Genomic DNA, 15318 nt, shown 5'->3' with positions numbered 1-15318 from the left:
TGTCAGGAATTAATCTTCAAACTGACAACTATTTTCAGTACACTTCAAACGCACTTACGTTTCGAACCAAACGCCAAAGAGTTTTAGACAAAACGCACTTACGTTTTACATTAAACGCAAGTGCGTTTTCTTTTCAGATAGTTTTCCCTCATATCCGTTCCGCAAGTATATCCACACAAAAAAGGCCCTCCCAAATGTAACTTTGAGAAGGCCCTGTATCGTTCAGAAGAAAAATCTTATTCCAGTTTGTGAATCACCAGCCCCGAACGCAGTTTCGGTTCAAACCACGTGGTTTTCGGCGGCATGATGTTGCCCGTATCGGCAATGTCCATCAGCTGCTTCATGGAAACCGGATAGAGCGCCAGCGCCATCTTCATTTCGCCGCTGTCCACCCGTTTTTTCAGTTCACCCAGTCCGCGGATACCGCCCACGAAGTCGATACGTTTGTCTGAACGCAAGTCCTTGATGCCGAGAATCTCATCCAGAATCAGGTTGGAAGAAATCGTGACATCCAACACCCCAATCGGGTCGTTATCGTCGTAAGTGCCCGGCTTGGCCGTCAGACTATACCATTTGCCCTCCAGGTAAAGCGAGAAGTTGTGCAAGGCTGCCGGCTTGTAGATGTCCGCACCCTTTTCTTCCACTACGAAGTTCTTCTTCAGCGCTTCCAGGAACGCCTGCGAAGTCAGTCCGTTCAAATCCTTCACCACACGGTTGTAGTCGATGATAGTAAGCTGATCGGCCGGGAAACAGACTGCCATGAAGTAGTTGTATTCCTCGTCGCCCCGATGGTTCGGATTCTGAGCCGCCTTTTCAGCACCCACCAGTGCCGCTGCCGCACTACGGTGATGACCGTCGGCAATGTAAAGCGAAGGCATTTCCTTGAACGCCTCTGTCACTGCCTCAATGTCCTTGTCGTCGTCAATCACCCAGAACTGATGGCCGAAGCCGTCATCCGGTGCTACAAAGTCGTACACCGGCTTCTGAGCCGTATATTTCGCCACTACGGCATCCAGCGTCTTGTTTTCCGGATAAGCAAAGAACACCGGTTCGATGTTCGCATTGTTCACCCGTACATGCTTCATACGGTCCTCCTCCTTGTCACGGCGCGTCAGCTCATGCTTCTTTATCACCCCGTTCATATAGTCAGGCACGTAAGCTCCTACCACCAGTCCATACTGCGTCTTGCCGTTCATGGTCTGGGCATAAATATAGTAACACGGTTTGTCGTCCTGCACCAGCCAGCCCTTTTCCTGGAACATCCGGAAATTCGCTACCGCCTTGTCGTACACACGCGGGTCGTGCTCATCCGTTCCCTCCGGAAAGTCAATCTCCGGCTTGATGATGTGATACAAAGATTTCTCGTTGCCTTTCGCCTCTTCGCGGGCCTCAGCCGAGTTTAACACGTCGTAAGGGCGGGAAGCCACCTGCTCCACCAAGTCCTGCGGCGGACGAACACCCTTGAAAGGTTTAACTATTGCCATAATGCTTGAAATTTCGTTTGAAAAATAACACTAACGTACACAGCGCATAAATGAAACACATCAGTGCCATGCCGCACAGAAACCCTTTCCAGAAATCATCCAGAAACGACCTGCACAAAGAATTCACCAGCAGCAAGGAAGATCCGAGCCCCAACGGAATCAGCGAATGCCGTTCGTATACAGTCAGTTTCATTTATGCGCAAATTAAAGAGTTATTTCTTGTTTACACGGAATTTCTCACAACCATCTTTCAGGAAGCCCACAATCTGACGGGCCGCTGCGATGCCGGCATTGATATTTGCCTCAGCCGTCTGTGCACCCATCTTCTTCGGAGTAGAGAAATAACGTCCTGGGAAATGATCGGCAAACTCATCGTGATGAGCCGGCATGATGTCGGTCACATACTTCAAGTCCGGACGGTCATTCATCAGGCGAAGCAAATCTGCTTCGTTAATCACCTCCTTACGGGCAGTATTCACCAGCAAACCGTTTTTCGGCATACGGTTCACCAAATCATAATCAATGGAGTTCTTGGTTTCGGCAGTAGCCGGAATGTGCAATGACACCACGTTGCAGGTAGCATACAGTTCTTCTGCAGAATCCACCGGTTTCACGCCGTCGGCCACCATGGCTTCCTTCGGGCAATACGCATCGTAGGCATAAATGTCCATACCGATGCCCTTTGCGATACGAGCCACATTGCGCCCTACGTTACCGTATGCATGGATACCCAGCTTCTTGCCCATCAGTTCCGTACCCGATTTGCCGTCGTAGAAATTACGAACCGCCATGATCATCATACCGAAAGCCAGTTCGGCCACCGCATTCGAGTTCTGTCCCGGCGTATTCATCACGCAAACTCCGTGAGCCGTAGCTGCCTCCAGGTCCACATTGTCATATCCCGCACCGGCACGTACCACGATTTTCAGTTCCTTTGCCGCATCCAGCACTTCCTTGTCAATGATGTCACTTCGGATAATCACTGCATTCGCATCCTTCACTGCATCGAGCAACTGCTGTTTTTCTGTATATTTCTCCAGCAAAGCCAGTTCATAGCCCGCTGCTTCTATCTCTTTCCGAATACCGTCGATAGCTACTTTAGCAAACGGTTTCTCTGTCGCAACCAATACTTTCATAATACTTGATTTTAAAAAGAAAACAAGGACGTGTTATCGAAATTCCACGCCCTTATCTTCGGGTATAACAACAATTAATGCATTTTCTCAAATTCCTGCATGCAGTCAATCAGTGCCTGCACACTTTCTACCGGCATGGCATTGTAGCAAGAAGCACGGAAACCACCCACAGAACGGTGACCCTTGATGCCCACCATACCTTTTTCGGTAGCAAACTTCAGGAAGTCTGCTTCCAGGTCCTTGTATTCATCGGCCATCACGAAGCAGATGTTCATGTACGAACGGTCTTCCTTGGCCGTTACGGTGCCACGGAACAGCTTGTTGCGGTCAATTTCCGCATACAGCATGTCGGCACGCTGTTTGGCACGGCGCTGCATTTCTTCCACGCCACCCTGTGCCTTGATCCAGCGCAAAGTCTGAAGAGCCGCATAAATAGGCACTACCGGCGGAGTATTGAACATAGAACCCTTGTCCACGTGTGTCTGATAATTCAGCATGGTCGGGATGTGACGGGAAACCTTACCCAGCGCATCGTTCTTCACGATAACGAAAGTCACACCTGCAGGAGCCAGGTTCTTCTGTGCACCTCCGTAAATACAGATATATTTGGAAACGTCTACCGGACGAGAGAAAATGTCCGAAGACATATCGGCCACCATCGGCACATTGACATCCAGGTCGGCATGCAATTCCGTACCGTAGATGGTATTATTAGTCGTGATATGGAAATAATCCACGTCGGCCGGCACTTCATAATCTTTCGGGATATAAGTGTAGCCTTCTTTTTCAGAAGAAGCCACCTCTACTGTTTCGCCGAATGCTTTCGCTTCTTTCAGCGCTTTCTTGGCCCAAGTACCCGTATTCAGGTAAGCCGCCTTCTTTTCCAGGAAATTATAGGGAACCATACAGAACTCCATGCTTGCACCTCCACCTAGGAACAATACCGAGTATCCTTCCGGAATGTTCAGCAATTCCTTGAACAAGGCCACTGCTTCATCTACCACCGGCTGGAAGTCTTTAGCGCGGTGACTGATTTCCATCAACGAAAGTCCTGAACCATTATAATCAAGAATAGCCTGAGCTGTCTTTTCTATCACTTCGCGAGGCAAAATAGACGGTCCCGCATTAAAATTATGTTTCTTCATTGGAAGTTTGTTTTGGTTAAACAATCATTTTAGCTAACACTTGCGAATTTAGTGATTATTTTTAGACTTCCAAAAGTTTTCGTGATAATTTTACATCCTTATTGAATTTTATCTTTCAAATTACATACACAAACGCTATTTTAGTGACATATTGACACGAGAATAGTTAGCTATGGCATGGGGATGCTCACGAGTCATAGCAAAATGCGAGACAGCCTTCACCGCCGGAAGGCTGTCATGACACAAAGTTATTATTTTGCCAGTTCTATCAAAGTTTTTACCCCCTTTATCTTTTCATTTTGCATGAGTTTTAACGTTTGTTTTGCCTTTTTCCGAGAAATTGCCGCAAACGCATAGTGGTCTTTCACGTCTACACGTCCCACATCGTCCCGGCCTAGTCCGCCTTTCTTCGACAAAAAGCCCACGATGTCAATCTTGTTGATCTTGTCTTTCTTGCCCTTTCCTATATATAAGGTAACAAACTCCGGCAAGGCAGGCTGCGGCGTCGGCTCCGGCAGTTCAAACTCTTCCAGCGGACGGGGCACATAGTCGGGGATACGTTCCTCGTCGTGCAGAATCAGAAACGCATTACCCTCGGCCTCCCAGCGCGCCGTACGTCCGTTGCGGTGAATGAACCCGTCCTCGGCCACCGGCAAGTGATAATGCACCACGTGGCGGATGTCCGGAATATCCAGTCCGCGGGCTGCCAGTTCGGTCGAGATAAAGATGTGGCAGCTTCCGTTACGGAACTTATACAGCGCCCGTTCACGGTCATCCTGCTCCATTCCGCCGTGGAACGTCTCGCAATACACCTTCATGGAGTGCAGGTACTTCCCTACCCGGTCCACACTCTCGCGATGGTTGCAGAACACCAGCGTCGACTCATTACCTAGCGTACACAGCAGCTTGTAGAGCGTTTCCAACTTGTCCTTCACCGGCGAAGTGACCCGATATACCGACAAGCGCTGTGACACCGTTTCTTCCGGATTCAGGAAATCCAGTTTCAGCGTGCGGTTCATGCCCGTAAAGCGCGGAATCTCCTCCGCATCGGTAGCCGACAACAGGAAGCGGCGACGCAATGCCGGCAATTTCCCGATGACCTCGGCCATCTCATCCTGAAAGCCGAACTCCAGACACTTGTCGAACTCATCGATGACCAGCGTACGCACGGTGCCCGCCTCAAAATTCTGCTTGTTCAGGTGGTCGTTCATACGTCCCGGCGTACCGATAATCACCGCCGGTGAAATGCCCCTCATAGTGCGGTGTTCCTCCATGGCCGGACGTCCACCGTAACAGCTCATCACCGGAAAGCCGGTCGCCATGGCCTTGAACACCTGCTCAATCTGCAAAGCCAGCTCGCGCGAAGGTACCAGTACCACAGCCTGCACGCCTTCCACTCCCTTTTTCAGTGAGCTCACCAGCGGCAGCAGGTAGGCCAGCGTCTTTCCGGAACCCGTGGGCGAAAGCAGTATCAAATCGCTGCCCTCCTTCCACGCATCGATGGAAGCCTCCTGCATGGCGTTCAACTGGTCAATCTTCAGGTTTAATAGTATCGTTTGTATGTCCATAATTCTTGGTTTTTTGTGGGTTAGTTAGCAAAGGTAACGAAAATAAATCACAAGCACAACACCAGATCGGGCAGCAACACCGCCGTTTCCGCTTCCTCTTTCGGCGCATCCTTCGGTTTCCACGCCACCACGAAGCGCACGGAAGCCGACTTCACCTCATAGCCACGCTCCCTCCACTCGGCCAACTTCTTCTGCATATTCTGCGACAAGCGGGCCACCGGCTTTTGCGCCTGATTATACAATGTGTAGTCTTTATAGAACAACGTATCACCCCCTTTCAACGATAGCACCTCCCGTTTGAGTTCCTTGAAGAATCCCAAGAACACATCCTTGTGCGAAAGCTGCAACACAATCTCACCGGGCATTGCATACTCCCGCGAATCTACCAGATACTGGTCTGCTTTCAGATTCGCAAAGCAATCTCCGTTTGTATGCACAAACAACCGTTTCTTAGCACGGGTAATGCCCACATAATATCGGCGCATCTGATGCACATCTTTTGGGAACCCGTCCGAAACAAGCATATACACGTCGTCAAACTCGCGGCCCTTTGCCTTGTGAATGGTTGATACCACCACATCAGCCCCCGACACATCACAAAAATCTTCCATCGAAGATTCGAACACAAACTCCTTGAAATCCGTGAAATACTTCATCCGGTTGATTTCCTCAAATAATTCCACGCAACGCCTCACGTAAGGCAAGCCCAAACTCCCTTCATAAGCCGCAAACGTAGCACCCTTCGCCTTCTCCCAGAGTTCATCCGGAATCAAAGGCGTACTCACCTGCTTGCCTATATACTTCAGGAAATACCTCATCTCGGCCATATTCCAGAACAGCAAGCCCTCCATCGACTGAATCAGCTTGCTGCGCACACCACGCTTCCGCAACAGCGCCACCAGAATGACCGCCTCTTCATTGGTCTGGGTAAGCACACATGCGGTACCCTCTCCTCTATTCCGTAGCAGTTCCTCCACCAGCGGCTGATACATGCAGGCAGACTGATGGCGAGTCACCCCTACCCATCCGTCTTCCTTGCGCATCGATACAATCGGCATGCTTTTCAGCCTTCCGCCAATACCTTTCACAAAATCATTGGCCGCTGCCACCACATGACGTGCACTCCGGTAATTCTCCGTCATCTCCACAAAGCGGCTTCCAGCCTCCTGTGTCAGTTGCCACATGTAACCGGAATCCGAGCCACGGAACTCATAAATATTCTGGTCATCGTCGCCCACAGCTATCACCCGCATCTCCTCATTGTGGTGCATCAACGCCCTTACCAGCGCATGCTCTTCCACGCCCATGTCCTGCGCCTCATCAATCACCAGCACCGTCTTGCCAATCCGGTTGGGCTCCACTTCCCCCTGTTCAATCATCTCCGCAGCCTTCCCCACCACGTTCTTTACTTCCTCCAGGTTACCAATCAAGCCCAACAAGTCAAAACAATAGGCATGAAAAGTCTTGATTTCCACGTAGTGCGCCGCATTGCCAATCAGTTCCATCAGCCGCTGCTTGAATTCCGTGGCAGCCGCCCGGGAGAAAGTCAGCATCAGCAACTGCTCGTGCTTCACATCCTCCAGCAACAGCAGTGAGGCCAGCTTGTGTACCAGCACACGGGTTTTTCCGCTGCCCGGACCAGCCGCCACCACAATGCAGCGCGACTCCTTGTCCGAAATAATCTCCATCTGCCGATGAGACAACTGCCCGAACAACTGCTTGTACTTTTCCGGCGTGAGGTTACGCTGAATCTCGTTCACCCGCTCACCCTTGAAGTATTTGGCAATAAATTTCCTGTAATCCATCTGGAAATAATCCTGCACATACTGCAAAGCCTCCTGATAATCCTTCACCATCAGGTTGGCATATTCTCCCACGATGTGCACCTGCTGAATCTTCTGCTTGTAGAACTCGTTCAGCATCCGGTAATCCTCCTGTTTGTAGCGCGACTTATTATCCTTTATCCGCTTGATGTCCATCGCATTGTAAAGCACCAGGAAACCACCTTCCAGCTTGAGAGCCCCAATCTTCGACAGATACAGAAGTGCTTCTTCCACATCTTCCAGCTGCAAATCTTCCATTCTGCCAAAAAGAGACTGAGGACTCGCTTTCAACTGATTCAAGAGTTCCACCACCGAGAACTGCACGGCCGCCTTTTCCGTTGCGGTTTCCTTACCCTCTCGCTCCTCCACCAGCTTATACAGCCACTCCACGGCAAAACGACTGATCTCCAGCCGTTTCTCAAACCGTTTGATAGTAGTCTCCAGGTCTGCCCGGCGAGTAAGCTCCATGTTACGTGCAGCGTCCTCCTTCTTGTGCGTATACCCTTTTATGGTAAGAAAATACAACAACGTGCGGATGTCCTTTTCCTTCGACGTGACAACTCCGTCGTGCACCGCATTGTCGTTCAGCTGCTTGCATGAAATCCGCAGCGACTCATCCGGGATATGGTTGAGAATATACTGTTCCAGTTTCGCAAAACGCTCCAGCAGCATCCGCGACTTCCGTTCCGAGTCGCCCGCATCCTGCAAATAGGCCGAAATATCCCTGCTGTCGGCCAATATACCCTCCTGCCGCATCCGCTCTACCACCGACACCACTTCCTTCTTGGTCAGTCCCAGAATATCGGCCAGGTAATCAATCCGCGATTCTGCCCCCGAGTCCTGTGCCTTGGCAATGTACTTCTGCGAAATCAAGGACGTAATGATTCTCACCGCCTTCTCTATCTCGTCAATACCAAACAACACCGATGCCGTGATACGCTTCCGTGCCTCGTCCATGTTCTTTACCGTGATACCGGTGGCATACACATGCGGCACATTGTTTCCTCGCTCCAGATAACCGCTCTGCTCCAATGCCGCCAGAGCCGTCCGCACACGTGTCTCAATATCCGCCACCGAGTCATCCCATCCCGCATTCCGGGCAATCTCCAGTGCCGAACAGCACACCCTCATGCGTTTCCTCGTCATATCCTTCACCGCCTTCCACACCTGCTGGATTTCACTGATACTCAACTTCGTCTGATTCAACAGAATAAAATGCTTATCCAGGTCATTGTCACTGTAAAGCACGTAACAGCGTGCGTTAAGATGCGGGTCACGCCCGGCCCTGCCGGCTTCCTGCACATAGTTCTCCAGCGAATCGGAAATATCGTAATGCACCACCAGTCCCACATCCTTCTTGTCCACTCCCATTCCGAAAGCCGACGTCGCCACGATGATGCGCACCTGGTCGCTCATGAACGCATCCTGGTTGGCAATCTTCTCGTCGGCATCCATCTTTCCGTTGAAAGGCAACGCCTTATAGCCGTCGCGCGTCAATTTTGCAGCCAGTTCCTTGGTACGCCGTGTACGCGACACGTACACAATGGTCGGACAGCTGGACTCTGCCACCAGCTCCCTCAACTTGGTATACTTATCCTCGTCCGTCTCGGCATGCACCACCGAATAGTGCAGATTCGTTCGCGAAGCCGTAGAGGCAAACAACTCCAAATCCAGGTTCAACGTCCGCTTGAAATAATCACAAATATCCTGTACCACCTTCTGTTTGGCCGTCGCCGTGAAACAGGATACCGGTATCGAGTTACGGCATCCCTTCTTCTGCTGGTACTCCTGAATAAACTTGCCGATATACAGATAATCCACCCGGAAGTCCTGCCCCCAGGAAGACAAACAATGCGCCTCATCGATAACGAATCGCACCACGTGGCGCACCATCAGAATCCGCTCGATGGTTTTCGAGCGCAACATCTCCGGGGCGATATACAACAGGGAAGCATCTCCCTCCTGCACCCTCTGAATGGAAAGCGCCCTCGTAATAGGATCCAGCAGTCCGTTGATGGTCACGGCATCCGTAATTCCCTTGTCAGCCAGATTGTCCACCTGGTCTTTCATGAGTGACTGCAACGGCGAAATAACCACCGTAAGTCCATGCACCGCCCGTGCCTCCATAAGTGCCGGAAGCTGGAAAGTCAGCGACTTTCCTCCTCCTGTAGGAAAGATAGCCAGCAAAGACTTTCCCTCTACCGCCGCCCGGGCTGCCCGTTCCTGAAGCGGTTCACCCCCGTAGGTACGGAACTGGTCATAGCCAAAGAAAGCTTTCAGGTTACGCAATACATCCAGCTGGCTATTGCAATAGGCACAGCCTTCCGCGCAACGTGTACGCCGCAACAGTTTCATCACATATTCCACTTCAGGATAATTGCGAAGCACCCATCCGGGCGTCACGGAACGATGGTCAGTCGTATCAACCAATGCCAGCGCATAAGCCAGCTCACACGGATAACGCTCAATCAGCATCTCCACATCGGCATGAGCACATATCTTTCCCTCATAAAACCGGCGTATCAGACCGGGTAATCCCCAGCTCACCCGTTCGGCTTTCACCAGGCTGAGAAACCCGTCGAACTCTTCCTTCCCCTTCAGCAACGAAGCAAACACCTTTCGTTGCTCATCGGGCAATGAATTCCACCGGGTAATCTCATCCAGCAACAAATCGCGCGCCTTCTCACAATCGTTCACCGGATTGTTCATCTGGTCTGCAGCCAGTTTGTCGTCTTTCACCAGTCGGTGATAAGGACGTTCCGGAAACAGCAACGGTGATACGTACAGCGTATCCACCAGCGTCCAGCGACAATCCTTGTCGGGGAACAGGTATTTCGCATCGTGGTGAATGATATTATGTCCGCAAAGGTAATCCGTATCGTGCAGAAATTCGAACAGCTCTTCCTTCGATGCCTTATGAAAGGTGGCACCGTCCTGCCGAAAAGCCCCTATATCATGAATTTTATGGTCCTTCAAGCCTACCTCTACGTCTACAATGGCATAACGCGAGGTTTTATTTCTTGTGAATATATCCCAGATTGCCATAGATTGTGTTTCTCAAAATAATCACAAAAATAATGAAATCCGGCAAGAATGGGAGGAAATGGAGAAGAATATTCAGGGGATGGCTGGAAATCTATAAAAAGAACAGTGAAAAGAAAAACTAAAATCTTATCCATCTTCTCCAGCGGAAGATTCTAAAGAAGCGAGGAAACCAGCTTATCACCGGTCGAGGGCAATCCCAGTTCCGGCTTTGTACGTCTGCCACATGGCTCGCCACAACAATGGCCGGATTCTCCCCATTACGCACAGCTTCACGAAGTACACGGGCCACCTCCTTTTTATCCGTATATTCCGCCTCACCGAATCCTTTGATAGTTTTCAATACCCGCATGATATTGTTGGCATAGCCCACAAACGTACCAAACTGCCAGCCGCTATAGTCCTTTACTTCTATCACCCCCAGTCCCTGCAGAGTAGCCCCCACAAGGTCTATTTGAGAGTAGCTTCCGCAGTTGTAGCAGGCAAGATTAAAAAAATCTTAGTCTTATATTCTATTTTGTTGTCCAGATAAGCTGTTATTCGTATTTTTGTAAAATATTACGGGAGACAAATTTTGCCGTAATATTTTGAAGCATATGAAAAAATTATATACATATCCGGCAAAACCATTTGTTAAGTGGGTTGGAGGTAAAACACAACTCCTTGACGATATAAAAAAGTTTTTACCTAGTGATTTATCACAAAGGAATGATGTGACTTATATTGAACCATTTGTAGGTGGAGGAGCTGTTTTATTCTGGATTCTGCAAGAATATCCTAACATAACGAAAGCTATAATCAATGACATAAACGAAGAGCTAATTTGTACATATCGTGTAATAAAATCAGATGTTGAAAATTTAATTCTTGAATTAACACGAATTCAGACAGAGTATCTTGCACTTGATAATGTGGAAAGAAAGAATTATTTTTTATTTCAACGTAATCGTTTTAATGAGAAAAACAATTCGGATGTTAAAACAGCCGCATTATTGATTTTCCTCAATCGTACTTGTTTTAATGGACTATATCGTGTAAATTCTAAAGGAAAGTTTAATGTTCCATACGGGAAATACACAAATCCTAAAATTTGTGATGAAGAAACATTAAGAGCGGATTCAGCTATTTTACAACGAGTTGAAGTTCTTTGTGGTGATTTTGCACAAACAGGCAAATATGCAGGCGATAATGTTTTGTATTATTTTGATCCTCCATATCGTCCTTTAACAGAGACTTCCGCATTTACCTCGTATGCAAAAAACGGTTTTGATGATGCTGAACAGATGCGATTGTGCAATTTTTGTGAACAGATAGCTAAACATAAATCCTTGTTTGTGGCAAGTAATTCAGATCCACAAAATGTAGATAATGAAGATTATTTCTTTGATCATCTTTACAAGAGGTTTTCAATTAAACGGGTCTCTGCTGCGAGAATGATAAATTCAAAGGGTAGTGGTAGAGGTACTATTTCCGAGATAATGATTTCAAATGTTGCCAATGTTTACTAGTATGAGAGATTTCGACAGTTGGCTTGCTAGTTTTAGACCTTCAATAGCCGATTACAAATATTATACTGATTTCAATAAGGTATTTAATAATGTAGATGCCATCAAAATTCCGCTCAATATTCTAAACTCTCTTATTGGTTCGAAGAATATTGAAGAAGATTTTAAAAAGATTTTGACACAATACCCAGAAACATTAAATTGCATTCCTATTCTTTTGGCCAAGCGCGAATTTGATATTATGGCAATGGATGAAGAAGGTCAGATTGATTTTCATTTTGATAAGCCTAATTGTACAAACGAGGAATATGTCAAATTTATGCGTAAAACAGGTCTTTTTGATTTAATGGAAAATCATATAGTCAACAATCTTGTTGATTATGTAACAGGCATCGAAACAGGTCTGGATTCCAATGGTCGTAAGAATCGAGGAGGTCATTTGATGGAAAATCTTGTAGAAGGTTTTCTTTGCAAAGCAGGGCTTGCGAAAGGTAAATCGTATTTTAAGGAGATGTATATCCATGAAATAGAAAGCAAATGGAATATAGATTTATCTTCTATCTCAAATAATGGTGGGTCCGAAAAGAGATTTGATTTTGTTGTAAAAGGTAAAGACATAGTTTATGGAATAGAAACAAACTTTTATACCAGCAGTGGTTCCAAGCTAAACGAAACGGCCCGTAGTTATAAAACGATTACGCTAGAAACAAAAGATTTAGACTATTTTAAATTTGTTTGGTTCACAGATGGGTGTGGCTGGCGCAGTGCAAAAAATAATCTGAAAGAAACATTTGATGTTTTGGAGCATTTATACAACATTGCAGATCTTGAAAGTGGAATAATATCAAAAGTACTTATTTAAATGCCTATTGCTTATTATAAGTCTGAAAATAGAGATTTTACTCTTCTTAAGGGAGATTGTATTGAGCTTCTGAATTCGTTTGATTTCAAGTTCGATATGATTTTTGCAGATCCACCATATCATTTGTCAAATGGAGGAATAAGTGTTCAAAATGGGAAAATGGTATCTGTCAACAAAGGAGATTGGGATAAGTCCAACGGATATGAAGAAGATTATCTATTTGATAAGTCTTGGATAGCAACTTGTCGGAATAAGCTGAAAAGCAATGGAACAATCTGGATAAGTGGTACATATCATAATATTTTTTCCGTGGCACGATGCTTGACTGAATTGGGATTCAAAATATTAAACTGCATTACTTGGGAGAAAACAAATCCACCGCCAAATCTGTCTTGCAAATATTTCACTTATGCTGCCGAATATATTCTTTGGGCTCGTAAAGAGCCCAAAGTACCCCACTATTTTAACTATGAGCTCATGAAAAAAATCAATGGGGGTACTCAGATGCGTGATGTTTGGCGATTACCGGCAATTGCACGATGGGAAAAATCTTGCGGTAAACATCCTACTCAAAAACCGTTGTGCGTTCTGTCACGAATTATTCAGGCCTCAACCCTTCCTGGCGCATGGATTTTAGATCCATTCACAGGCAGTAGTACAACCGGTATTGCCGCAAATCTATTGGGACGCCGATTCCTTGGAATAGATCAAAACGAAGAATTTCTGGAACTAAGTAAAGCTCGTCGTAACGAACTGAATAGCATTAACAGGAGGAATGAAATTCTGATAAAACTGGAAAAACAGGCCAATCTATTCCGTAATAAAGATGCCAATGTTTTTTGTGAACCTGAAGAATATTATGGTCTGGATCTTCCGTTCTAATACTCACGATGACGGATTACTATATTCAAGAGGTTCCTTAGATCCCTTGTTCCTTCAATGCATTCCTTTGTCCATAAAAGCGTAAGGCAAAATTGATGAGCATCGGGGTTTTGTTTTTCACACAAGCAGAACAATTCTAGTATCAAAGCAATTCCCCCGATGGACATCGTTCCATCTACCTTCACATTGCTGTATAGTTCTTCAATGTGCCTTATAGTGGTAGGTGCATATGCAGCTCTCTCTTCAACTGAATTAAAGGGATGACAATTCTCATAAAAATGGAGATAAAAATTAAGAAGACCTATAATTTCTCCTTTATAGTGTTGAGCCTTGATTAGTAAATCCACAACCCATTCATCATGCGGAAGTAAATATGGCACTGATTCAGGATTTGGCAATAGTATTTTTACTTTAAAATCCAAATCAGGGCGAACACCTCTTGAACCCTGAAACATGCCAATGGCAGTCCCATCGGCCGTAAAGAATGTATGTATTGCCGGCCCTTTTGGACCGCGATACTGCCACATTTGGCCATTAACGATATATTTAGGATTATACATAAGCTGTATTAAACATTTTTTATTCCATTGTATAGCATATTTCGACCACTCCAATTCCAGTAGGTTATATCTTGTTCTATAAAGAGCCATTTGATACATTTACAAATCATGTCAACCGGATAACCGCTCCGGAAAGAAAACTTACAATATATCTGAGGGTCAATCTCGACACAGTTAAAAATAGCATCTATCACAGTAAGTAGCAATGTAAACTGAGACGAGTCTTCCGCTTTTTTCTCAGCTAAATCATCAATGATGTTATCGTGAGAAGGTCTATTACTATATGAGATACGTCCATTTTTATTTATATGCTTAAATCTCATATTTGAAACACGTACTTCAAAGTCAAACCCTTTGTTAAGGTTTGTAGGCCTTTTCAAATAAATTATATTACCAGCATTGTCCGTCTCCACATTGTATTCATACTTAGTGGGGATACCTGCCGCACCAGGTGCTTCGCTTAAAAACAACTCTGTCAAAGTGCGACGATAGTCTGCACGAATTTTCTCAATAATTGTAACAGTATGAATAGTAATCATATTAAAACAAATCTTTAATTTCAACGTTAAGTGCTTTAGCAATCTTTTCAATGTTACAGAGTGTGATGTTCTTTTCAGCACGCTCAACCATTCCTATATAAGTGCGATGTACACCAGCTAGTTCCGCAAGTCTTTCTTGAGATAGCCCTAATTCTTTTCGATATTTTTGTACATTATGTCCAAATAAAAGTAGAATAGGCTCTTTATTCATTACTCCTTCGTTTTTAATTTATGTCCTATTTATTGTTTACAAATGTACAGATGCTAATTAAAGTTATCAACATACTATAATTAGCATTGCTTTGTGTAAAATAATTATACTTCCTAATCTTAGAGTTTAAAATAGGGCTGTTTTACAGACCTATGCCCAAATGGATTTATACTCAACCAATTCTACCAAAATGTCACTCTCCCCACTTCCTCTCCCCAACCTCTTTCTTTTCTCGCTCCGTAGCCCATCCGTCCAAAATCTGCAAGCAGAAGCACTTATCCAAATTCCAAAAGCAATTCAAATTCCCTTTACAAACTCAAAAAGAAAGCAAACAAAACAATCCACCATCAGCACACCCGCAAAACGCACAAAAGCAAAACCAAAAAGACACCACAATACATTTCATCCAACCTCCACAACTAGAAAAACTCACCTCCTCCACGCCTCCCAACTCTCCCCAAACCACCGTCAAAATCCCTGAGACCGCCAAACGCAAGTACGTTTCCTCTCAAACTGTAGTGTACTAAATAAGTTGACACAATTTATTTAGTAACATGCGTA

Annotated in this window: 12 protein-coding genes and 1 pseudogene; 3 read left to right on the top strand and 10 right to left on the bottom strand. The window is 46.0% G+C overall.

Features of this window, described 5'->3' with window-relative positions:
* Nucleotides 1-236: 236 nt before the first annotated feature.
* From DXD04_RS16165 to DXD04_RS16135, 7 genes and pseudogenes are all read right to left on the bottom strand, one after another.
* A complete protein-coding gene (locus tag DXD04_RS16165; protein WP_117674159.1) occupies nt 237-1484 on the bottom strand; it encodes a DUF1015 domain-containing protein in 1248 nt (415 codons plus the stop codon).
* On the bottom strand, nt 1471-1677 hold the full coding sequence (locus DXD04_RS16160) for a hypothetical protein (RefSeq protein ID WP_007563980.1): 207 nt from the start codon (nt 1675-1677) through the stop codon (nt 1471-1473). The genes DXD04_RS16165 and DXD04_RS16160 overlap by 14 nt, the downstream gene beginning before the upstream one ends.
* 19 nt (nt 1678-1696) lie before the next feature.
* Nucleotides 1697-2620, bottom strand: a complete 924-nt coding sequence (locus DXD04_RS16155) for an NAD(P)-dependent oxidoreductase (RefSeq protein WP_007563978.1) — start codon at nt 2618-2620, stop codon at nt 1697-1699.
* A 74-nt stretch (nt 2621-2694) separates the two neighbouring features.
* Entirely contained in the window at nt 2695-3765 is a 1071-nt protein-coding gene (gene serC, locus DXD04_RS16150) for a 3-phosphoserine/phosphohydroxythreonine transaminase (RefSeq protein ID WP_007563976.1), read from the bottom strand.
* A gap of 251 nt (nt 3766-4016) precedes the next feature.
* Entirely contained in the window at nt 4017-5333 is a 1317-nt protein-coding gene (locus DXD04_RS16145) for a DEAD/DEAH box helicase (RefSeq protein ID WP_117674158.1), read from the bottom strand.
* A 47-nt stretch (nt 5334-5380) separates the two neighbouring features.
* Complete coding sequence (locus tag DXD04_RS16140; protein WP_117674157.1) at nt 5381-10201, bottom strand: RecQ family ATP-dependent DNA helicase; 4821 nt, start codon at nt 10199-10201, stop codon at nt 5381-5383.
* A gap of 118 nt (nt 10202-10319) precedes the next feature.
* Nucleotides 10320-10676, bottom strand: a pseudogene (locus DXD04_RS16135) (NERD domain-containing protein); the annotation flags it as partial.
* Between the two features lie 118 nt (nt 10677-10794).
* On the opposite strand from DXD04_RS16135, the gene DXD04_RS16130 reads away from it, so the two are divergent.
* From DXD04_RS16130 to DXD04_RS16120, 3 genes are read left to right on the top strand one after another with little or no spacing between them, the layout of a single operon-like run.
* Nucleotides 10795-11706 carry a DNA adenine methylase gene (locus DXD04_RS16130; protein ID WP_117674155.1) on the top strand — a complete coding sequence of 304 codons (912 nt, stop codon included), beginning with the start codon at nt 10795-10797 and terminating at the stop codon, nt 11704-11706.
* Nucleotide 11707: 1 nt separating this feature from the next.
* The gene (locus DXD04_RS16125) at nt 11708-12565 is read left to right on the top strand and encodes a type II restriction endonuclease (RefSeq protein ID WP_229035458.1); all 858 of its coding nucleotides are present in this window, start codon (nt 11708-11710) and stop codon (nt 12563-12565) included.
* Nucleotides 12566-13447 carry a DNA-methyltransferase gene (locus tag DXD04_RS16120; RefSeq protein ID WP_117674153.1) on the top strand — a complete coding sequence of 294 codons (882 nt, stop codon included), beginning with the start codon at nt 12566-12568 and terminating at the stop codon, nt 13445-13447.
* Here DXD04_RS16120 and DXD04_RS16115 read toward each other — a convergent pair.
* The 3 genes from DXD04_RS16115 to DXD04_RS16105 are packed head-to-tail and all read right to left on the bottom strand — an operon-like array spanning nt 13444 to nt 14757.
* On the bottom strand, nt 13444-14007 hold the full coding sequence (locus DXD04_RS16115) for a hypothetical protein (RefSeq protein WP_117674152.1): 564 nt from the start codon (nt 14005-14007) through the stop codon (nt 13444-13446). The two genes, DXD04_RS16120 and DXD04_RS16115, sit on opposite strands and share 4 nt — an antisense overlap.
* 8 nt (nt 14008-14015) lie before the next feature.
* A complete protein-coding gene (locus DXD04_RS16110; RefSeq protein WP_117674151.1) occupies nt 14016-14546 on the bottom strand; it encodes a hypothetical protein in 531 nt (176 codons plus the stop codon).
* Between the two features lies 1 nt (nt 14547).
* Complete coding sequence (locus tag DXD04_RS16105; protein ID WP_117674150.1) at nt 14548-14757, bottom strand: helix-turn-helix domain-containing protein; 210 nt, start codon at nt 14755-14757, stop codon at nt 14548-14550.
* Nucleotides 14758-15318 lie beyond the last annotated feature (561 nt).

The organism is Phocaeicola plebeius (genome assembly GCF_003437535.1).
Classification (GTDB): Bacteria; Bacteroidota; Bacteroidia; order Bacteroidales; family Bacteroidaceae; genus Phocaeicola; species Phocaeicola plebeius_A.
The sequence above is the reverse complement of the archived record's forward strand: the minus strand, read 5'-3'. Positions and strand labels throughout refer to the sequence as shown.